Origin of the sequence: Brevundimonas sp. Root608 (assembly GCF_001427825.1) — a bacterium.
Classification (GTDB): Bacteria; Pseudomonadota; Alphaproteobacteria; order Caulobacterales; family Caulobacteraceae; genus Brevundimonas.
The window spans coordinates 79,649-99,124 of the sequence record NZ_LMGT01000010.1 but is presented as its reverse complement, the minus strand read 5'-3'; the positions used below and the strand labels follow the sequence as shown (position 1 = coordinate 99,124).

Annotated in this window: 18 protein-coding genes; 7 read left to right on the top strand and 11 right to left on the bottom strand. The window is 69.9% G+C overall.

The window, feature by feature from the left end:
- Positions 1-458: 458 nt before the first annotated feature.
- Both pip and ASD59_RS13425 read right to left on the bottom strand, forming a co-directional pair.
- Positions 459-1,433, bottom strand: coding sequence for a prolyl aminopeptidase (gene pip / locus ASD59_RS13430; RefSeq protein ID WP_055832521.1), 975 nt, complete (start codon positions 1,431-1,433; stop codon positions 459-461).
- Positions 1,434-1,461: 28 nt separating this feature from the next.
- Complete coding sequence (locus ASD59_RS13425) at positions 1,462-1,833, bottom strand: DUF423 domain-containing protein (RefSeq protein WP_055832519.1); 372 nt, start codon at positions 1,831-1,833, stop codon at positions 1,462-1,464.
- Between the two features lie 49 nt (positions 1,834-1,882).
- On the opposite strand from ASD59_RS13425, the gene ASD59_RS13420 reads away from it, so the two are divergent.
- Positions 1,883-3,061 (top strand): MFS transporter, encoded by a 1,179-nt coding sequence (locus tag ASD59_RS13420; RefSeq protein WP_055832517.1) that lies wholly within the window; start codon positions 1,883-1,885, stop codon positions 3,059-3,061.
- On the opposite strand, the gene ASD59_RS13415 is transcribed toward ASD59_RS13420, so the two are convergent.
- The 3 genes from ASD59_RS13415 to ASD59_RS13405 all read right to left on the bottom strand — a co-directional run bounded on the left by ASD59_RS13415 (position 3,025) and on the right by ASD59_RS13405 (position 6,553).
- The gene (locus ASD59_RS13415) at positions 3,025-3,624 is read right to left on the bottom strand and encodes a hypothetical protein (RefSeq protein WP_055832515.1); all 600 of its coding nucleotides are present in this window, start codon (positions 3,622-3,624) and stop codon (positions 3,025-3,027) included. The genes ASD59_RS13420 and ASD59_RS13415 overlap by 37 nt on opposite strands.
- A gap of 112 nt (positions 3,625-3,736) precedes the next feature.
- The gene (locus ASD59_RS13410; protein WP_055832513.1) at positions 3,737-6,238 is read right to left on the bottom strand and encodes a hypothetical protein; all 2,502 of its coding nucleotides are present in this window, start codon (positions 6,236-6,238) and stop codon (positions 3,737-3,739) included.
- Between the two features lie 126 nt (positions 6,239-6,364).
- Positions 6,365-6,553: a hypothetical protein gene (locus tag ASD59_RS13405; RefSeq protein WP_055832511.1), complete on the bottom strand. Its 189-nt coding sequence runs from the start codon at positions 6,551-6,553 to the stop codon at positions 6,365-6,367.
- Positions 6,554-6,742: 189 nt separating this feature from the next.
- On the opposite strand from ASD59_RS13405, the gene ASD59_RS13400 reads away from it, so the two are divergent.
- Complete coding sequence (locus ASD59_RS13400) at positions 6,743-8,206, top strand: phospholipase D-like domain-containing protein (RefSeq protein WP_055832509.1); 1,464 nt, start codon at positions 6,743-6,745, stop codon at positions 8,204-8,206.
- On the opposite strand, the gene ASD59_RS13395 is transcribed toward ASD59_RS13400, so the two are convergent.
- The 5 genes from ASD59_RS13395 to ASD59_RS13375 all read right to left on the bottom strand — a co-directional run bounded on the left by ASD59_RS13395 (position 8,145) and on the right by ASD59_RS13375 (position 12,184).
- The gene (locus tag ASD59_RS13395; protein ID WP_055832507.1) at positions 8,145-8,930 is read right to left on the bottom strand and encodes an endonuclease/exonuclease/phosphatase family protein; all 786 of its coding nucleotides are present in this window, start codon (positions 8,928-8,930) and stop codon (positions 8,145-8,147) included. The genes ASD59_RS13400 and ASD59_RS13395 overlap by 62 nt on opposite strands.
- 84 nt (positions 8,931-9,014) lie before the next feature.
- Positions 9,015-9,707, bottom strand: coding sequence for a TPM domain-containing protein (locus ASD59_RS13390; RefSeq protein ID WP_055832506.1), 693 nt, complete (start codon positions 9,705-9,707; stop codon positions 9,015-9,017).
- Positions 9,701-10,504: a TPM domain-containing protein gene (locus ASD59_RS13385; protein ID WP_055832504.1), complete on the bottom strand. Its 804-nt coding sequence runs from the start codon at positions 10,502-10,504 to the stop codon at positions 9,701-9,703. Before ASD59_RS13385 ends, ASD59_RS13390 begins: the two co-directional genes overlap by 7 nt.
- A gap of 17 nt (positions 10,505-10,521) precedes the next feature.
- On the bottom strand, positions 10,522-11,208 hold the full coding sequence (locus ASD59_RS13380; protein WP_055832544.1) for a LemA family protein: 687 nt from the start codon (positions 11,206-11,208) through the stop codon (positions 10,522-10,524).
- A gap of 52 nt (positions 11,209-11,260) precedes the next feature.
- The gene (locus ASD59_RS13375; RefSeq protein ID WP_055832502.1) at positions 11,261-12,184 is read right to left on the bottom strand and encodes a bifunctional methylenetetrahydrofolate dehydrogenase/methenyltetrahydrofolate cyclohydrolase; all 924 of its coding nucleotides are present in this window, start codon (positions 12,182-12,184) and stop codon (positions 11,261-11,263) included.
- 97 nt (positions 12,185-12,281) lie between these two features.
- Between ASD59_RS13375 and ASD59_RS13370 the strand changes: the two genes are divergently transcribed.
- The 4 genes from ASD59_RS13370 to ASD59_RS13355 are packed head-to-tail and all read left to right on the top strand — an operon-like array spanning position 12,282 to position 17,755.
- The gene (locus ASD59_RS13370) at positions 12,282-14,111 is read left to right on the top strand and encodes a PPC domain-containing protein (RefSeq protein WP_055832501.1); all 1,830 of its coding nucleotides are present in this window, start codon (positions 12,282-12,284) and stop codon (positions 14,109-14,111) included.
- 37 nt (positions 14,112-14,148) lie between these two features.
- Complete coding sequence (gene crtY, locus ASD59_RS13365; protein WP_055832499.1) at positions 14,149-15,321, top strand: lycopene beta-cyclase CrtY; 1,173 nt, start codon at positions 14,149-14,151, stop codon at positions 15,319-15,321.
- A complete protein-coding gene (locus tag ASD59_RS13360) occupies positions 15,318-16,811 on the top strand; it encodes a phytoene desaturase (RefSeq protein WP_055832497.1) in 1,494 nt (497 codons plus the stop codon). The genes crtY and ASD59_RS13360 overlap by 4 nt, the downstream gene beginning before the upstream one ends.
- Positions 16,811-17,755, top strand: a complete 945-nt coding sequence (locus tag ASD59_RS13355) for a phytoene/squalene synthase family protein (RefSeq protein ID WP_055832495.1) — start codon at positions 16,811-16,813, stop codon at positions 17,753-17,755. The genes ASD59_RS13360 and ASD59_RS13355 overlap by 1 nt, the downstream gene beginning before the upstream one ends.
- On the opposite strand, the gene ASD59_RS13350 is transcribed toward ASD59_RS13355, so the two are convergent.
- The gene (locus ASD59_RS13350; RefSeq protein ID WP_055832493.1) at positions 17,752-18,234 is read right to left on the bottom strand and encodes a sterol desaturase family protein; all 483 of its coding nucleotides are present in this window, start codon (positions 18,232-18,234) and stop codon (positions 17,752-17,754) included. The genes ASD59_RS13355 and ASD59_RS13350 overlap by 4 nt on opposite strands.
- A gap of 81 nt (positions 18,235-18,315) precedes the next feature.
- Here ASD59_RS13350 and fni point away from each other — a divergent pair, with 81 nt between their 5' ends.
- On the top strand, positions 18,316-19,335 hold the full coding sequence (gene fni, locus ASD59_RS13345; protein ID WP_055832491.1) for a type 2 isopentenyl-diphosphate Delta-isomerase: 1,020 nt from the start codon (positions 18,316-18,318) through the stop codon (positions 19,333-19,335).
- Positions 19,336-19,476 lie beyond the last annotated feature (141 nt).

The window sequence follows — 19,476 nt, the reverse complement described above, 5'->3', positions numbered from 1 at the left end:
AAGGGCCTAAATGGCGAGAGGTCGGGGGCCGAAAACAGGCAAACCCCGGCTGGCCATGCGATGCCCGCCCCGAAGCGCTCGGAAGCCGCGATCACGCGGAGCACAGGCGGCGACGCCGAAAACACAGTCCGGTCCCCGTAACGCGAAAGCAGGGGGCCACATATCGGTTCCGGGCTAGCCGCCCGCGCTCCGCGACCTCCCCGTCCCTTTCCGGCGGAAACGCCGGCGAGCGCTTCAGCCTGCCCGGTCTTTGAAAATGGCAATGGATTCCGTGCATCCCGGCGAAAGCCGGGACCCCGTTCTTTCGCGGCGCACGCTGCATGGGACGGGCGGACGAAGATCACCGGAGCCGCCGGATCACCCAAAGCACTGGGTCCCGGCTTTGGCGGGGATGAGCGGATGGGAAGGCCGCACCCTCCCTCAAGCGGGAGGGAGAACCTCGCTCCGGTCTTTGAAACCTAGAGCCCCGCCGCCCAGTCCGTGGCCCGGACGAGGCTGTCGACGATGCCGGGCTCGGTCGAGGCGTGGCCGGCGTCCTTGACGATGTCCAGCTTCGCTTCCGGCCAGGCCCGGTGCAGGGCCCAGGCGCTGGCGATCGGCGTCACCACGTCGAACCGTCCCTGGGCGATCCAGCAGGGGATGTGCCTGATCCGGCCGATGTTCTTCAGCAGCCAGCCTTCCTCGGGGAAGAAGCCGCCGTTCATGAAGTACCAGCATTCGATGCGGGCGAAGGCGACCGCGAACTCGGGCTCGGCGAACTTGTCCGGACGCGCGTCCGGGCCCTCGACGCTGACGGTCTCGCCTTCCCAGCTGGACCAGGCGATGGCGCAGCGCTCGCGCTCCGCCTTGTCGTCGCCGGTCAGCCGCTTGTAGTAGGCGCCCATCAGATCGTGGCGCTCGTCCTCGGGGATGGGGGCCAGGAATCGCTCCCAGGCGTCGGGGAAGATGTTGGAGGCCCCGTCCTGGTAGAACCAGTGCAGTTCCGGCCTGGTCAGCAGGAAGATGCCGCGCAGCAGCAGCGCCTCGGCGCGCTCGGGATGGGTGATGGCGTAGGCCATCGACAGCGTCGATCCCCAGCTGCCGCCGAACACCACCCATTTGTCGACGCCCAGCAGCTCGCGCAGGCGCTCGATGTCCTCGATCAGCGTCCAGGTCGTATTCTCTTCCAGCGAGGCGTTGGGCCGGCTCCGGCCGCAGCCGCGCTGGTCGAACAGGACGATGCGGTATTTCGCGGGATCGAAATAGCGCCGCATCCCCGGATTGACCGCGCCGCCCGGGCCGCCGTGCAGGACGACGACCGGCAGGCCCTGGGGATTGCCGCATTCCTCATAATAGATCTCGTGCACGCCGCCGGTCGGCATGTAGCCGGTGGCGTAGGGCTCGATCTCGGGGAACAGTTCACGGCGGGACGTTTCGGGCGCAGGGAAAGCCATACGATAATCGGATCTCTGTTCGCGCCGTTCAGGCGGTGACGGTTTGTGACCGCAATGCGGTAACGGCGAGTAAAAGCCAAGCCGCGATCATCAGAACGCCGCCGATCGGGGCGACCGCTCCCATGACAGGCAGGCTCAGAAGGGCGACGGCCGACAGGGCGAGGCAGAACACCAGTCCGCCCGCCGCCGCCAGCCAGCCGGCCGCGGCCACGAGACGCGAACCGGACGGCCAGATGGCGCAGACCAGGGCCAGCACGGCGTGGACCAGCTGATAGTGGCCGCCGGTCGTCAGCAGGGTCTTGATCTGCGGCCCGGCGCCATGGGCGGCGAACGCGCCGATGGCCACGGCCATCGCTCCGTTCACGGCGGCGAAGACCGCCAGGCTGCGCATCACTTTCATGACGGAACGCTAGCCGACAGAATCCTGCGAGTCTGCTATTGCGCGCTCCATGACCGCCGCCCAGCGCCTGGCTTTGCAGTATGTGTTGCTCTTCGGCGCCACCGGGGTCAGCCTTCCGTTTGCAGGCTTATGGTTAAGCTCGCGGGGGTTGAGCGGCGCGCAGATCGGGACCCTGCTGGCCGTCCCCATGCTGGCCAGAATCATCACCGGCCCGTTGCTGGCGGTCTGGGCCGACGGCTTCCGACTCCGGCGCACCCCCATCGCCCTGCTGGGCGTGGTCATGACGCTCGGCTACGGCGCCGCCGGCCTCGTGGACGGCTATCTCGCCTGGGCGGCCTGCTGGTTCGTCGGCGCCACCGCCATGGGGATTCTGGTGCCCCTGACCGACGTGCTGAACCTGCGTCTGGCCGGCCGGCTGGGCTACACCTTCGCCTTGCCCCGGGCCTTCGGCTCCGCGGCCTTCGTCGCCGCCAACATGGTCATGGGCGCGATGCTGCTGACCCTGCCGGCCGACGCGATCATCGTCTGGCTGGTCGTCGCCTCCCTCGGCCTGGCCGTGGTCGCGGTCCTGGCCCTGCCGCCCGAGCCGGCGGCCGATGGGGCGCCCTTGCGCGGCCGCGAACGGTTCCGCGGCCTCGGCCGGCTGGTGAAGGACCCGACCTTCATGACCGCCATCTTCGCCATCGGCGCGGTCCAGGCGGCGCACGCCTACCAGTACGGCTTCTCCGCCATCCTGTGGAAGGCCGAGGGGATCAGCGAGGCCGTCACCGGCCAGCTCTGGGCCTTCGGCGTCGTGGCCGAGATCGCCCTGATGTGGCTGTTCGAACCCTGGCGCCGCCGCGCGGGCGTCGATCCCTGGATCATGCTCGTCGTCGGCGCGGCCGCCGCCGTGGTCCGCTGGAGCGCCATGGCCTTCGCCCCGCCGCTGTGGCTGCTGTGGCCCCTGCAGGGGCTGCACGCCCTGACCTTCGCGGCCACCTTTCTCGCGGGAATCCAGATCGTCGAGCAGCTGGCCCCGCGCGACAGCCAGACCGCGGGGCAGATGCTCAGTTCGGTGCTGTCGGCCGGGGTCCTGATCGGTCTGGCCACGGCCGCGTCAGGCGCCCTCTACGACCGGTACGGGGCAGGCGGCTACTGGGCGATGGCGGCGATGGCGGCCGCCGGCCTGCTGGCCGCGCTCCCGCTGCGAGGTCAGCTGGCGCGCGAGCGGGGCAGGGGCGACAGGTGACGCGCCATCGCCTCGGCCGCGGCCTTCACCGCACGCTGAACCTCGGCGTCGGAGGCGTTTTCGGGCGCTCGAAGCAGCCCTACGGCCGGCGTGTCCAGCCCTTCCGGCAGGGCCGAGAGCACCCGGTACAGCAGATAGCTGCCCGCATCGTCCTCGGCGTCCGAGCTGGTCTCGACCCGCAGCCCCGCCTCGTTGAGCGCGCCGACGATGTCCGCCGCCGGCGCCGTCGCCCTTGCGACGGCGGGACCGACGCTCGTGAGGCGCCGCACGCCGTCCAGTGAACGGTTCTCGGCCCGGATCTGCAATCTGAAGGCGGCGCTGCGGCGCGTGCGCCCCACCAGCAACACGGCCCGGCAGTGCCGGTCGTCAAGATGCGTGGCCAGGGTTTCGGCCAGGACGTCGGGCTCTCCGCCCGGGACAGCGACCGTTCGAACCCCGGAGGGGCTCCAGGGTCGGCCGGACAGGTCCTCGACGGGGTCCCAGCCGGTGTCATCGGCGTCATATGCGCAGATCACGATCGCGGGGCGATGATCGGGCGGCGTCTCGTCGGCTATGTCGGGCATGGACCCTGCTTACGCGTGACAGATGCGTGACAGCGCGAACGGTGTCGCCATCCCGTGGCCCCCGTCAAGACGAAATCGCCTTCGGGACCGGTCTCGCATGCCCGTTCCCGTGTCAGGCGAGATCGCCGATGGCGGCGTCCAGCAACATATAGGCCCGGCCGCCGTCGGAGGTCAGGCGGGCCTGGATGCCGGCCGCGTCGCCCGCGTCGGCTCTCGCCGTCAGATCGCGGGCGAAGGCCCGGACGTAGGCCTCCGCGTCTCCGCGCAGATCCGGATCGGTCAGGACCCGGCGGGAGACGCTGCGCACCGCGGCGGGCGCCACGCGGCGGACGATCTGGCGCGCGCGGTCCGGATCCCGCTGGGCCACAGCCTGCGCGGCCTCCTCGATGCGGGACCGGGGCAGGAGGGCGTTGGGATCGACGCCCATGCGCCGGATGGCGGCGATGACGCGGTCCTCCAGTCCGGCGATGTCGGCGACCGGCATGACCGGCGTATCGAGGTCCAGCGGCGCCTCGCCGGGGCCGTCGTCGACGAGGTCGCTCCAGCCCAGACGGTCTTCCGTCGATGTCGCCGGCGGCGCCGAACCCGGCATCGGCTCCAGTTTCAGCCGCCCGCGCAGGCCGAAACCGCGCGATTCCTCCCCCTTGGCGGGGCGCTCGCGCGGGGCTTCCGGTTCGACCGGGGGCGAAACCGGCGCGGGTTCACGGCGGCGGATGGCCGGCGTGTCGCCCGACACCACCCCCATAAGCCGGACGGCCTCGGTCAGCATGTCGTAGTTGCGGCGCACCCGCTCCTGGAAGCCGGAGTCCAGCGCCTCGGTGTCGGCGGCGGCCTTCTGGGAGGCCGCGGAAAGGGCCGCCAGGCCGTCTTCCACCGACGTTCGCACGGCGTCGATCCGCTTCTGCGCCTCTTCCGGCAGGCGGGCGGCGCGTTCGTCCAGATCGCCTATGGTCTCGCCGATCCGGGCGAGGGCCGCATTCATGCGTTCGAGCGTGGATTCCAGCTGCTCCAGCGCCCGTTCGCCGGCCTCGTCGACCAGTCCGCCGGTCTCCACCACGATCTTGCGCGCGCTGTCGACGCGGGCGTCGGCCGCCTGATCGGCCTTTTGCGCCGCTTCGAACAGGGCTTCGCCGAGCCGGTCCGCCCGCATGCTGGCCTGTTCAGCCGCCTCGGCGGCGGCGGCGCGGGATTCCTCGGCTGTGGCCTGCAGCGCCGACAGCGCCAGGCGGGTTTCCTCGACGAGCGCGTCGCGCGCCTCGGCGGCCAAGGCCTCGAACCGGTCCAGCGCCAGCTTGGTGGCCGCGTCGAACCCATCGGCCTCGCGCTGGGACATCTCGACCAGGGCGCGGAATTGATCGGTCGCGGCCTCGACCAGATCCCTGATCGTTTCGGCCGTGCGGGTCGAGGTCTCGCCCAGTTCGCCGGCGGCCGTGCGGCTGGCCGAAAGCTGTTCGGTCAGCTGGGCCCGCTGGCTTTCGACCTGTGCGGAGAAGTCCTCCTGATCGGTGCGCAGGGCATAGGCGGCGGTGACCAGCGCCGCACGTTGCTGGCCCAGGCCTTCCTCGACGGACTGGATCTGTTCAGCGACGCCGGAACCGGCGTTCTCGAGGCGCAGGGTCTGCCGGGCCAGATCGTCGGCGGCCACGCGCGCGGCGTCCTGGGCCTCGCCCGCGGCGGCGGCCAAATCCGCGGCCCGGGCCGCCAGAGCGGCCTCGGCTTCGCGGAGCTGGGTCTGGGCCAGGTCCGAGGCGTCGACCACCATGCGCGACTGGCGCTCGACGGCGTCGATCACGCCGGCAGCCTGGGAGTCCAGCTGGACGCCCAGCGCCGCCATCTGGGTGCGTTCGCCGCCCAGCTGTTCCGTCAGCCTGCGTGCGGTGCGGCCGGCGACCTCGGCGGCCTCGTTGAGACGAGTGGTTTCCTGCGACAGGGCTTCGCGCAACAGGGCCATATCGTTGCGGGCCCGCTCGGCCGCGAGCGACGCCTGATCAATGTCGTTGCGCAGGGACTGAAGGACCTCGCCGGTCTGCTGCGCCGCCAGGGCGGTCGGAGCGACGAGGGCCTCGGACAATTCGCGGGCGCGGCGGGTTTCGACGGCCAGGCCGGCGCCCTGGCGGACGGCGTGGGCCAGCATGATCGCCATACCGGCCGGGGCCAGGGCGATCAGCGCATAGACCGCCAACCGCAACGGCTCCAGCTCCACGGCGCCCGAACCGAACTCGTACATGAACCAGGCCGCGACGCCGCCGATCCACAGGGCCGAGGCGACGCCGGCGACCAGATAGGCGTGCCGGCCCGACGGCGCGGCGGTTTCGCGCCGGCGCACCGATGTCGGCACAGGGGCGGGGTCGCGGGCGACCGGCGGCGCGTCGGCGGACACCGCCAGCTCGAGCGCACCGGCCGGCCAGGGGTCCGCGCGAGCCGCCTCGACGGCCGCTCGCTCCTCGGCACGGCGCTGCTCCTCGGCCAGCCGGCGTTTGCGGCGCTCGGACATCGGACGGTCGGCGACGGGCTCGGCCGGCGGCTGATCCGCCGCGGGCGCGGAGTCGGCGATCCCGGCCTCCGGATCCGGTTCGGTCAGGTTCAGCGGGGGCCGTTGGCGGGGTGGCTTCATGGTGCGGCGATCTCGTCACGGAGCGGCGTCGGCGACCGACGCGCGATAGGACGCAACGACCCTAACGAGTCAATCGCGGCGCGCAAAGGCGACGACCAACGAATCCGGCGAAGTCCACGTCGCGGATCAGCAGTCCCGCTTGCGATCGGAGGAAGCGGAGAAGATCGCGGCCGAGGCCGCGTCGTCACAGTCGCGGACACGATGGATTTCACGCTGGGATTTTTGCGGCGTGTCGAGGTCGAGACCGAACTGCGACAGGGCAGCGGCGGCCAGAATGGCGACGAATCCCGCGATAAACTCGATCAGCGCCTGCATCGCCGATCTCCCTGTCCCGACTGCGGCAAATCTTATGCACCCAAAACCGCGTTCGGACAATCGGGGGCGACATGAACAAAGCGTCACCATTGACCATCCGCATCAAGCCATGGAACGGAAAGGGCCGGTGCGCGTCCTGTAAAGCTTGAGGCGACCAGCGCCCGCCACGTGAATGGGCCAGACCGCGCCATGACCGACTTCAAGGACGACAGCCGCAGTTTGCTGAAACCCGGCCACAACTGCTGGCGGGCGGAGACGGCGGACCGTTTCGCCGTGCTGATGGAGAACGCCGCCTATTTCGAAGCCCTGCGCTCGGCCTTGGCCAAGGCGCGGCGGTCCATCGTCATCCTTGGCTGGCAGTTCGACCCGCGCACCCGGCTGGACCCCGAGAGTCCCCACAACGATCACCAGGCCCAGATCGGCCATCAGCTGCGCATGCTGGTGAAATCGAATCCGGACCTCGATGTCCGACTGCTGATCTGGAAGTCGCCCCTCCTGATCGCGGCGTCCCAGGGATTCTATCCGCACAGGGCGCAGGGCTGGTTCCGCAAGCGGATGGTCGAATTCCGGCTCGACCAGCCGGGTCCCATCGGCGCCTGTCATCATCAGAAGGCCGTCATCATCGACGACGCCGTGGCCTTCTGCGGTGGGGGAGACATATCGACCGATCGCTGGGACTCGGAAGAGCATCTGGACGGGGATCCGCGACGCTGCCAGCCGTCGGGGGAAATCCCGTCGCCGCGCCACGAGGTCATGGCGGTTATGGACGGCGCCGCGGCGCGGGCCCTCGGGGATCTCGCGCGCGAGCGATGGTTCCGCTCGACCTGGGAGCGGACAGTGTCCGACAAGGTCGACACCGACCCCTGGCCCGACGGCGTCGAGCCGGACATGCGGAACGTGCCGGTGGCCATCGCGCGCACCGAGCCGGCCACGGGCGGGCGCGCCGAGGTGCGCGAGAACGAGGCGCTGCACCTCGACGCCATCCGCGGCGCGAGGAAGCTGATCTATCTTGAGAACCAGTATTTCACCTCGCCCGTCATCGCGACGGCCCTGGCCGAACGCCTGGCGGAGGAGGACGGGCCGGAAATCGTGCTGGTGTCGACAGGCAGCAGCCCCAGCTGGTTCGACCGCATCACCATGGACACCGCGCGGTCGGAAATTCTTTTCCGGCTGGAGCAGGCGGACCGGCACAACCGCTTCTTCGCCTTCACGCCCTACACCAAGGGCGGCGAGCGGATCATCGTTCACGCCAAGGTGTCGATCTATGACGATGCGGTCCTGCGCGTCGGCTCGACGAATCTGAACAACCGCTCCTTTGGCTTCGACACTGAATGCGACGTCGCGGCCGAGCCCGTGGACCAGGCCGGACGCGACGCCATCCGCGCCTTCCGCCACCGTACGATCGGTCACTGGATCGGCATCAAGGCGGCCGAGTTCGCGGCGGCCGAGGCGACAGCCGGAACGGTGGGCCAGGCCATTCAACGGTTCGACACGGGGCGGATGCACACCCTGGGCGCCGAGCCGCCGTCTCGCGCGGAACGGATCATCGCCGAGTTCCAGCTCGGCGATCCGACCTCGACCCGCGACGCCTTCAGGCCCTGGAAGCGCCGGACGCGGTCGCACCGGACCCTGCCGGCGCCCGGGCAGTCCTGATCTCGAAGTCGATGATCAGCGGCAGGTGGTCGGACGCCATCCGCGCCAGAGGCGAGAACGGCGCCTTGACGCCGGTGACCACGACTTCGGGGCTGGTGAAGCAGTGGTCGATGCGGATGGCCGGGAAGCTGGACGGGAAGGTCTTGACCGAAGGCCGCAGCCCGAGGCTGCGCTGGCAGTCCGCGAGTTTCGAGGCCAGCGCCTGATAGGGGCGGGTCACCGAGGTGGCGTTGAAATCGCCGGTCAGCAGGGTGGGGCCGGTGCAGTCCGGATGGCCCAGCCAGTCTCCACCGATCAGGGCGGCGGCCTGGAGCCTTTGCTCACGGGGAACCAGCCCCAGATGGGTGTTGATGACGTTCAGGGTGGCGCCGTCGATATCGATCGCCGCCCACAGCGCGCCGCGGGGCTCCAGGCCGGGAACGCCGCGGATGGTCGGCAGCGGACCTGACTTCATCAGCCGCTCGGGTCGGGCGGTGAGGATGGCGTCGCCGTACTGCTCGGCTTCCACGCGCATGGCGGCGTGGAAGTGGAAAGTCATGGCCAGCTGGTCGGCGATCGACTGGGCCTGATCGACGAAACCGGTTCGCGCCCGCCCGACGTCCAGTTCCTGCAGGCAGACGATGTCGGGCTCATGCTCGGCTATGACGCCCGCGACCCGCCCGACGTCCAGCCGTCGGTCAACGCCGACGCAACGGTGCACATTGTAGGTCAGCAGGCGGGGCATTGAATCGGAACGGTCCAGCGGGGGTGATGGCGGCCAGCCAATACCACGGGGGGAATGCGACACCACAGCGGCGGTGTGTCGGAGTCAGATCACGACCAGCTTGTCCTCGACCTCGTTCGGATCACGCGGTTTCGGCGGGAAGTGTTCGGCCAGCACGGCGCCGCACAGGGCGATGGCGTCGACGAACCCGCCGGCAGGGTCGCCGCGTCGCAGCCCCCTGACCAGACTCTCGACCGCATCCGCCCAGACCGCCTGGTCAACCTTGCCGTGGATTCCCTCGTCGGCGACGACCTCGACCTGATGATCGCCAAGGGCGGCGAAGATCAGCACCCCGGTCCGGGCCTCGGTTACATGAAGACCGTGAGCGAGGAACTGCTGCAGCGCCGCCTTGCGCACGCGCGCCTGCCGTATGCTTCGGGGCGTGACGCTCCGCGCTACGGCGGGGATGGAGGTGAGCAGGAAGACCACAAGGAAGACGACAGCCTGGATGAGGGCGTAGGCCCCCAGGGCCAGGCCCACGGTCACGTCGCTGGAGGCCAGGTGCGCCGCCTCCCAGCCGCTGCCCAGGCCGGGCACCCAGGCGGGTTCGAAGCCGAACGGAATCAGGCCCAGCGGCAGGATCAGGGCCGCCGCCGCCGCCCATCCCAGGGAGATGTCGCGGTAGGACGACACTCTCCGCGCCATGACACAGAAGATCTCGCCGGAGGTGCGGGCTTCGGCAAGGCGGATGGCCTCGGCGATGCGGTCGTGCACGTCCGGGGTCAGTTTGATCACCATCCGCCTGAAGCGCCCCCGCCGCCGAAACTGCCGCCGCCGCCGCCAAATCCCCCGCCGCCGCCACCGCCGCCGAAGCCGCCGCCTCCGCCGCGACCGCTGTTGCGCAAGGCTTCCGACGCGGCCCAGATCAGCACGGGGCCGACGCCGCTTCCGCGTCGCGGGCGTCCCCGGCCGGCGCCGCCCATCATCCGCAGCAGCAGCATCACGAAGATCAGGGTGATGATGACGGCGATGCCGATCGGAGGCTTTGATTTCGGGCGTTCGGCCGCCGCGGCGCGGGCTTGGGCCTCCGCCGGGTCGAGCCGCAGCTGCTGGTCGATCGCGTCCACGCCCTGTTCGATGCCGCGCTCGTAAAAGCCTTCCTTGAACGAGGGCAGGATCTCGTTCTGGATGATGAGGGCAGACACGGCGTCGGTCAGAACCCCTTCGAGGCCGTAGCCGACCTCGATTCGCACCTTGCGCTCCCGGGGCGCGACGATCAGCAGGACGCCGTTGTTCTTGTCCGCCTGCCCGATGCGCCAGGCCCGGCCCAGTTGGTATCCGTAGTCCTCGATCTCATAGCCCTGAAGATCCGGCACGGTGACAACGACCAGCTGATCGGTGGTGTCGCGCTCCAGCGCGGCCAGCTTTTCGGCCAGCGCCTGCTCCTTCGCATCCGAGATCAGGTCGCCGTTGTCGACGACCCGGCCGCTGAGGGGCGGAAACGTCGGGCCGGTCTGGGCCAGCGCCGGAGCCGCGACCAGCCAGACGGCGGCCAGCAGGACCGTCAGGAAGGCGGCGGCCCGGCTGATCGACATCGCCGGAAGTATGCGGCTCACTGGGCCGTCGGCGCTGCGGGCGGCGCGGCGCCGGGAGCGACGGCGGGCGCCGCGCCGCCCGGCCGAGCGGACGGGTTCAGGGCGTCGAAATTGACGTTGGGCGCGGTCTGGGCGGTCTCGGTGGCCGTGAACAGCTGCATCGGCTCGGACCCCCCATGGATGGTCTTGGCCCAGATCACCGTCGGGAAGGTCCGCAGGCTTGTGTTGTAGTCGCGAACGGCCTCGTTGTAGTCACGCCGCGACACCGCGATGCGATTTTCCGTGCCTTCAAGCTGCGACTGGAGGGCGATGAAATTCTGGTTCGACTTGATCTCCGGATAGCGCTCCACGACCAGCAGCAACCGGGACAACGCCTGCGAAAGCTGGCCCTGCGCCGCCTGATAGCGCTGGAAGGCGGCGGGGTCGCTGAGCGTTTCGGGCGTGACCGTCACGCCGGTGGCCGCGGCGCGGGCCTCGATCACCTGGGTCAGGGTGGTGCGTTCGGCGATCGCGGCGCCCTGGACCGTGGCCACCAGATTGGGAACCAGGTCGGCGCGGCGCTGGTACTGCGACTGGACGTCGGCCCAGCGCGCCTTGGCGGCTTCTTCCTTGGTCGGAATGGCGTTGATGCCGCAGCCCGCGGCCGCGGGGGCCAGGACCACGACGGCGGCGAGGGCCGAAACACGAGGCGAAAACCGGATCATCGACATCTCCTGACAGATCAGATTCCGACTATCGGGGTTGAGCGGCGGCGGTTCAAGCGTCCAGCGGTTCCGGCGCGACACCCGCCGCCCGGCACGCCGCCGTATAGGTGTTGGCCAGCAGGCAGGCGATGGTCATGGGGCCGACGCCGCCGGGAACCGGCGTGATCCGACCCGCGACCATCCGGGCCTCCTCGAAGGCGACGTCGCCGACCACACGGGTCTTGCCCTCGGCCGCCTTCACCGGATCCCGCGACGGCACGCGATTGATGCCGACGTCGATGACCGTGGCGCCAAGCCTGATCCAGTCCCCCCGCACCATCTCGGCCCGGCCCACGGCCGCGACCAGGATGTCGGCGGTCCGGCACAGCGCGGGCAGATCGCGGGTGCGCGAATGGGCGACCGTCACCGTGCAGCTCTCGCCCAGAAGCAACTGCGCCATCGGCTTGCCGACGATGTTGGAGCGGCCGACGATGACGGCGTTCAGGCCCGACAGGTCGCCCAGCTCGGCCTTCAGCAGCATCAGGCATCCCAGCGGCGTGCAGGGAACCAGCCCCGGCAAGCCGACCGCCAGCCGGCCCGCATTGACGACATGGAAGCCGTCCACGTCCTTGTCCGGGTCGATGGCGCCCAGCACCGCGGCCGTATCGATGTGACCGGGCAGGGGCAGCTGCACCAGGATGCCGTGGATGCCGGCGTCACCGTTCAGGTCGGCGATAAGGGCCAGCAGGTCCGCCTGGGTCGTCGCCTCGGACAGGCGGTGGGTGTCCGATCGGAGGCCGGCGCGCAGCGTCGTCTCGCCCTTGTTGCGGACGTAAATCTGGCTGGCGGGGTCCTCGCCGACGATGACGACGGCCAATCCCGGCGTGACGCCATGCGCCTGTTGAAGCCGGGCGGAGGCGGCGGCGACGCGGTCGACCAGGCCGGCGGCGAAAGCCTTGCCGTCGATCAGGGTCGCGGGGGCGGGATCGACCGTCATGGCTTTCGGTTCCGGTTATGGGGAAGGCGCGCCCGCCGCGATTTACAGATGGCGCGGTTCGGCGTCTATGATCGCGGGCTGCAACCGGGGGACTTTCATGCGCCGTTACACCATCCTGACCGCCGTCAGCGTGCTTACCCTGTTGATCGCGGCGCCGGCTCTGGCGCAGACGGCGGTCCAGCTCCCGGTGGGCCGCACCATCGACGGGCAGATCGCCGAAGGCGACGCGACCGGTCCGGACGACGCCTTCCGCTACGACAGCTATGCCCTCAGCGCCCGCGCGGGCCAGCGGCTGGAGGCGGTGATGCGCTCCGCCGCGTTCGACGCCTACCTGGAGGTCTATGGCCCGGGCGAAGCCGCGGAACCGCTCTTCTCCGACGACGACGGGCTGGGCGAAGGCACCGATTCGCGGCTCCGTTTCACCGCGGATCGCGACGGCGTTTATGTGCTTAGGGCCAGGACGCTGTCGGGGCTCGAAGGCGGGGCCTACACCCTCGCCCTGACCGAACGGCCGCAGGCGCGGCCGGCGCCGCGCCCTGCCCGCATCCGCGTCGGGCAGAGCCTGCAGGGCCGTCTGGCGGCCGCCGATCCCGAAAGTGATGACGGCGGAAACTATGACGCCTTCGTCGTCCGCGCCCGTTCTGGCGAACGATTCGCGATCGACCTGACGGCCGAGGACTTCGACCCGGTATTGCGCGTCGGCCGGATGGAGGGAGCCGTCTTCACCGAACTCGCCATGAACGATGATGGCCCGGACACCGGACTGAACTCAAGGCTCGTCTTCACGGCGCCCCGGGCCGGCGAATACGTCATCAGGGCGACGGCGCTGAACGGCGCGGGCGAGGGCGCCTACACCCTCGCCGTGGCCCAGGGACCCGAGCCCGCACCCGCCCAGGCCATCGAGATCGGGGCCACTGTTCAGGGCGAGCTGGCGGCTGGCGATGGCAAGAGCGAGTCCGGCCGGTTCGCCGACGCCTACCGGTTCTCGGGCCGCGAAGGCCAGCGGGTTCGCATCGACATGAGCTCGTCGGATTTCGACACTTATCTTCAGCTGTTCGACGACAGCCGGGTCAGTCTGGCTGAGGATGATGACGGCGCCGCCGAAGGGACGGATTCGCGCCTCACCTTCACCCTGCCGCGCACCGGCGCCTACATCGTCGAGGCCCGCGCCTTTTCGGAAGACACCGGCGGCTATGTGTTGACGATCGCCGAGATCGAGCCCGAACGCCCGCCGGAGGCCCTGACATTCGGCTCGACCCTGCAGGGCGAAATCGCTGAAACCGATTCGACGGACAGCGAGGACCGTGGTTTCGACGCCTATTCCCTGACCGGTCAGGCCGGACAGCGGATTCAGGCCATCATGCGTTCAGGCGATTTCGACACCTTCCTGCAGATCGGCCGGGCCGGGGCGGAGTTCGAGGCGCTGGCGTCGGACGATGACGGCCTGGGGGAAGGGACGGACTCGCGACTGAACTACAGTCTGCCGGAAGCCGGCGACTATGTGCTGCGCGCCCTGCCGTTGGGATCAGATGGCAAGGGCCTGTATTCGCTGCAGCTGATCGACCGCGGACCCCAGCCGCAGCCGGGCAGCCTGCTGGTCGGCGCGACGGCGCGCGGAACACTGACCGAGGCGGACGCGACAGCCGAGGACAACAGCTATTACGATGCCTATCGCGTCACCCTGAAGGAGGACGAGAAGCTGCTGATCACCATGGTTTCCAACGAGGTCGACAGCTTCGTGGTGGTCGGCCGCGAAAAGGAAGACGGGACGTTCGAGAGCCTGGGGTCGGACGATGACAGCCTGTCGGACACCCACGCCAAGCTCGAATGGACCGCGCCGGCCGACGGGGTCTATGAGGTCCGGGCGGGGACCTTCCAGCAGGGTCAGACGGGCGCCTATGCGCTGAACGTCGAGAAGCAGCCATAGCGGTTGGCCCGGCGGCGGGACGTGCTAGACCCGAGGCATGGCGCGGCCGGCTGACGATTTCGACCTGATCCTCGTCGGCGGCGGTCTGGCCGCGAGCCTGATCGCCTGGCGGCTGGCGCTGGACCGGCCGGACGTCCGGGTCGCCGTCGTCGAGCGCGACGCGCGGCTGGGCGGGCGGCACACCTGGTCCTTCTTCGACAGCGACCTGCCCGAGGCGGATCGCGCATGGCTGGCTCCGGCCGTCGCCCATCGCTGGCCCGCGGGGCACGAGGTCTACTTCCCCGGCCGCAGTCGCACCCTGTCCACGCCCTACAACAGCCTGACGTCGGAAGCCCTGGATGCGGTAGTCGCCCCGCGTCTGGGCGACCGGCTCATCGTTGGCGAGGCGGCTTCAGTGGATCGGGAAGGCGTTATCCTGGCGGACGGTCGCCGGCTGTCGGGACATGGTGTGATCGATGCGCGAGGTCCGCGGCCGACGGCCCATCTCGACCTGGGCTGGCAGGTCTTCCTCGGCCGCACCCTACGGCTGACGCAACCGCACGGCCTGATCCGGCCCACCATCATGGACGCCACGGTCACCCAGACCGGCGGCTATCGTTTCGTCTATCTCCTGCCGTTCGATGCGCGGACGGTCATGGTCGAAGACACCAGTTATGCCGATGATCCGACGCTGGACCGGGCATCTCTCGGCGCGCGCATCAGCGCCTATGTCCGCTCCCGCGGCTGGGTCGTCGAGGCGGTGGCCGGAGAGGAAGAGGGCGTGCTTCCCATCGCCCTGGACGGCGACATCGACGCCTTCTGGGCCGAGGGCCCGCCCGTCGCCCGCGCCGGCCTGAGGGCCGCCCTGTTCCATCCGGTGACGGGTTATTCCTTGCCCGACGCGGTGGGCCTGGCCCGCGAGATCGCCGGAGCAGCCGATTTGGGGTCGGATTCGCTGCGGGCGCTGACCGAGGCGCGCTCGAAGCGGCTGTGGCGTGAGCGGGGCTTCTACCGCCTGCTGAACCGCATGCTGTTCCGGGCGGCCGAACCGCGTCAGCGCTGGCGGGTGTTCCAGCGCTTTTACGGTCTCCCGGAAGGCGTGGTGCGGCGCTTCTACGCAGGCGGCAGCACCCCGCTCGACAGGGCTCGCATTCTCGCGGGAAAACCGCCCGTGCCGGTCGCGGCGGCCCTGCGGCAGTGGCGTGAAACCGGACAGGGATCATCAGCGTGAGAGATCGGGCGGCGAAACGGGCGGCGGTTATCGGCGCGGGATTCGGCGGTCTTGCCCTGGCCATCCGGTTGCAGCGGGCCGGCGTGAAGACGACGCTGGTCGAGAAGCGCGACAAGCCGGGTGGCCGCGCCTACGTCTGGAACGATCAGGGCTTCGTCTTCGACGCCGGGCCGACGGTGATCACGGATCCCGGCTGCCTGGAAGAGCTGTTCGAGGGCACGGGCAGCAAGCTGTCCGACTATGTCGAGCTTCTGCCGGTCGATCCCTTCTACCGCCTGCTGTGGGAGGACGGACGCAGCTTCGACTACGCCAACGATCAGGCCGTGCTGGACGCCGAGATCGCGAAATTCCATCCGGCCGATGTCGAGGGCTACCGGCGCTTCCACGCCTATTCGGAAGAGCTGTACCAGGAGGGCTACGTCAAGCTGGGCGCGGTGCCGTTCCAGAGCTTCTGGTCGATGATCAGGGCGGCCCCCGAACTGGCCCGGCTGGAAAGCTGGAACAGCGTCCACGCGATGGTGGCGCGGTACATCAAGGACCCGCAACTGCGACAGGCGTTCAGCTTCCACACCCTGCTGGTTGGCGGCGATCCGTTCAAGACGAGCTCGGTCTACGCCCTGATCCACGCGCTCGAGCGGCGCGGCGGGGTGTGGTTCGCCAGGAGCGGCACGGGGGCCCTGATCGCCGGGCTGGCGCGGTTCTTCACGGATCTGGGCGGCGACCTGAGACTGAACGCGCCGGTGGACGCGATCAACATGGCCGACGGACGGACGACGGGCGTGACGCTGGAAGGCGGAGAAGTCATCCCGGCGGACATGGTCGGCTCCAACGCGGACGTGGTCCATACCTACGAGCGGCTGCTGGGCCATACGGCGCGCGGCAAGGCCAAGGCGAAATCACTGAAGGCCAAACGGTTCTCCATGTCGCTGTTCGTCTGCCATTTCGGACTGAAGACGCCGCAGCCTCAATTGGCGCACCATTCGATCTGTTTCGGCCCGCGTTACCGCGACCTGATCGGTGAAATCTTCAAGGGGCCGAAGCTGCCCGATGATTTCTCGCTCTATCTGCACAGTCCGTGCGCCACGGACCCCGGCATGGCGCCGGCCGGATGTTCGACCCACTACGTGCTGTCGCCCGTGCCGCATCTTGGGGCCGCCGATATCGACTGGGCGGTCGAGGGGCCGCGATATGGCGACAGGATCCTCGACTATCTCGAGGCCCGGTACATCCCGAACCTCAGGCGCGATCTGGTCACCAGCCGCATCTTCACGCCGGCGGACTTCAAGGGCGAGCTGAACGCCCATCTGGGCAGCGCCTTCTCGCTGGAGCCGATCCTGACCCAGAGCGCCTGGTTCCGGACCCACAACCGCGACGACCGCATTCCGAACCTGTATGTCGTCGGGGCCGGGACCCATCCCGGCGCGGGCATCCCCGGCGTCGTCGGCTCGGCCAAGGCGACGGCGGGGCTGATGCTGGAGCAGGAAAGCTGATGGCCACGGCCGACGCCATTCTGGAAGCTTCGCGGGCGTCGATCGTCAAGGGCTCGAAGAGCTTCCGCTCGGCGTCGCGGCTGTTCGATCCGGAGGTGCGGGAGGACGCCTGGCTGCTGTACGCCTGGTGCCGGGCCTGCGACGACGCCATCGACGGGCAGGATCACGGACACGGGCACGAGGACATCACGCCGGAGGAGCAGCGGCGCCGGCTGGAAGGCCTTTACGACCAGACCCGCCGGGCCCTGGCGGGAGAACCGATGGCGGATCCGACCTTCGCCGCCTTCCAGCGCGTGGCCCGCCGCCACCATCTGCCCGAACGCTGGCCGCTGGATCTGATCGACGGCTTCGCCATGGATGTGGACCATCGCCAGTACCGGACCGTCGACGACGTCATGGGCTATTGCTGGCATGTGGCGGGGGTCGTCGGGGTGATGATGGCCCGCGTCATGGGCGCGTCGGATCCCGAGGTGCTGCGCCGGGCCCAGGATCTGGGGCTGGCCTTCCAGCTGACCAACATCGCCCGGGACGTGGTCGAGGACGCGGAGAACGGGCGGGTCTATCTGCCGGCCGACTGGCTGGTCGAGGCGGGGCTGGAGCCGACCGCGGAGGCCGTGGCCGATCCGGCCAACCGGGCCAGGGTCCATGCCGTCACGACCCGGCTGCTGAAGCTGGCCGAACCCTACTACGACAGCGCCCGCGACGGTCTGCGGGGGCTGCCGTTTCGGTCGTCGATGGCGATCGCGGCGGCGCGGGGGGTTTATCGCGAGATCGGTCGCAAGGTGCGCCGGCGCGGGCCGGGCGTCTGGGGCCAGCGGGTGGTGGTGCGCAAGCCGATGAAGCTGTGGCTGTTCGGGCGAGGCTTTCTGATCGCCATCTGGACCCAGGTGTTGGACAAGGGCCGCGTCCCGCCGGCCCGCCCGGCCCTGTGGACCCGGGTCTAGCCCCGGCGATCGGCGCGCAGCCGCTTCAGCTCGGAATGCAGGGCTTGGGGATCCGGCGCCAGCAGGAAACCGAAGGAGACCGCCCCGCCCCGGCTCATCACCGCGTGGTGCAGCCGATGGGCCTGGATCAGGCGGCGCAGATAGCCGTGGCGCGGCACCCAGCGGAAGGGCCAGCGCTGGTGCACCAGGCCGTCGTGGAACAGGGCGTAGGCCGCGCCGTACAGGGTCACGCCCGTGGCCACGGCGTAGACCAGCCACGAGCCGGTCCACCAGCCGAGGCTGAACAGGCTGATTCCGGCGATGGAGCCGACCACGGCGTAGAGGTCGTTGGCCTCGAACGTTCCCGTTCGGGGTTCGTGATGGCTGCGATGCCAGACCCAGCCCCAGCCGTGCATCACATAGCGGTGCGACCACCAGGCGACGCCCTCCATCAGGGCGAAGACGCCGAGCGCGACGGCGATGAAGGCGGCGGGGATCATGGCGGGAGGATAGGCCGCGCCGCGGGGCGTTCCAACCGGGACGCGACGCCGCTAGGGTCGCAGGGAGAGTGGAGTGACCGTTTGACCGACATCACCGCCCGCAAGGACCAGCATCTGGACGTCATCCTGTCGGGCCGGGCGCGGCACGGGCTGGACAGCGGCTTCGCCGACATCCGCTTCGTGCATGAAGCCTTGCCCGACCTGGATCACGGCAAGATCGATCTGGGCGTCGACTTTCTGGGCCGGCGGCTGAAGGCGCCGCTGCTGATCAGCTCGATGACCGGCGGGCCGGCGCGGGCCGAGGCGATCAACGCCCGGCTGGCCGAGGCGGCGCAGCAGCTGGGCATCGCCCTGGCCGTCGGCTCGCAGCGCGCGGCGCTGGAGAGCGGCGGGGCGCCCGGGCTGGACATGGCCCTCAGGCTCAAGGCGCCCGACACGCCCATCCTTGCCAATATCGGCGCGGCCCAGCTGACGCGCGGCTTCGGCGTCGATGAGGCGCGGCGGGTGCTGGACATGATCGCCGCCGACGCCCTGATCGTGCATCTGAACCCGCTGCAGGAAGCCTGCCAGCCCGAGGGCGACCGCGACTGGTGGGGCGTCGGGGCGGCGCTGGAGGCCCTGGTCAAGGCGCTGGACGCGCCGGTGGTGGTCAAGGAGACCGGGGCGGGCCTGTCGGCGGCGACGGCGCGGCGGCTGCTGGCCATGGGCGTGGCGGCGGTCGATGTGGCCGGAGCCGGAGGCTCGAACTGGGCCACGGTCGAGGGCGAGCGGTCCGAGGGCGAGGCGGACAAGGCCCACGCCGCCGCCTTCGCCGACTGGGGCGTTCCCACGGCGCGTGCCATCGCCGAGGTCCGTGCGGCCTGCCCGAAGGCCCTGATCATCGGCTCGGGCGGGATCCGCGACGGGGTCGAGGCGGCCAAGGCCATCCGGCTGGGCGCCGACATGGTCGGTCAGGCGGCGGGCGTGCTGGCGGCCGCGACGGTCTCGACCGAGGCGGTGGTCGAGCATTTCCAGACCGTGATCCGGCAGATGCGCACCGTCTGCTTTTGCACCGGCTCGGCCAATCTGACCGCCCTGCGCAAGGCGCCGCTGCAGGACTGAACCAGGGGGCGAGAGTCCCGCAATCCCCGCAAAAAATTCTGCGAAAATCTGCAGTCGCAGCTGAACCTGCGGGCGGGACGGAAACCGGGCCTTACGCGGCGGCGCGGCGTGTGTTGGAGATATCAAAGACCCCGCCCGGCG